The sequence below is a fragment of the Streptomyces boluensis genome, from assembly GCF_009908195.1.
Taxonomy (GTDB): domain Bacteria; phylum Actinomycetota; class Actinomycetes; order Streptomycetales; family Streptomycetaceae; genus Streptomyces; species Streptomyces boluensis.
Genome location: NZ_JAAAHS010000784.1, coordinates 1 through 499, shown reverse-complemented (window position 1 = coordinate 499; position 499 = coordinate 1). Strand labels below are relative to the sequence as shown.

The window sequence follows — 499 nt, the reverse complement described above, 5'->3', positions numbered from 1 at the left end:
GAGTATGGGTGCTTCGGGCAGGTGGGCTTCGGGCAGGTGGGCGAGATGGCCGAACGGCCCGTCGGCGCCGGGCGTGACGGCGTCGCTCATGGGTGCGGCGGCGTCAGGGAGAGCCCAGAGCTCAGGCGTCGCCACCCTCACCGGACCACGAGTTGCGTCAGGACCAGGCCCGAGCCATGGGTCTCGACCTCGAACAGGCCCGTGCGGTCGGCGGTGAAGGTCAGGGTGGCGGTCTTGCCGGCGGGGAGTTCGGCCTCCTTGTCGTAGCCGTGCACATGGAGGGTGTCGGCCTGGTCGCTGGTCACCCTCAGGCGGACGCGCTCGCCCCGCTTCAACTCGACCCGGCCCGGCGGGGGTTCGACCTTGCCGTCGGTGACAGCGATCGCGACGGTGCGGGCGCGGGCGTCCGTGTCCGGTGCACCGTCCCCCGCCCCAGCCGCGTGCTCATGCCCCGAGCCCCCGCTCGCCGCGGTGAGCCGGATCGTGGCCTCGATCGGCT

General features: G+C 73.1%; 1 protein-coding gene. It reads right to left on the bottom strand.

The features are described 5' to 3' along the window. Window positions 1-137: 137 nt before the first annotated feature. Window positions 138-499: cupredoxin domain-containing protein (locus tag GUY60_RS38085; RefSeq protein ID WP_187370247.1), on the bottom strand; the 362-nt coding region annotated here is incomplete at its 5' end.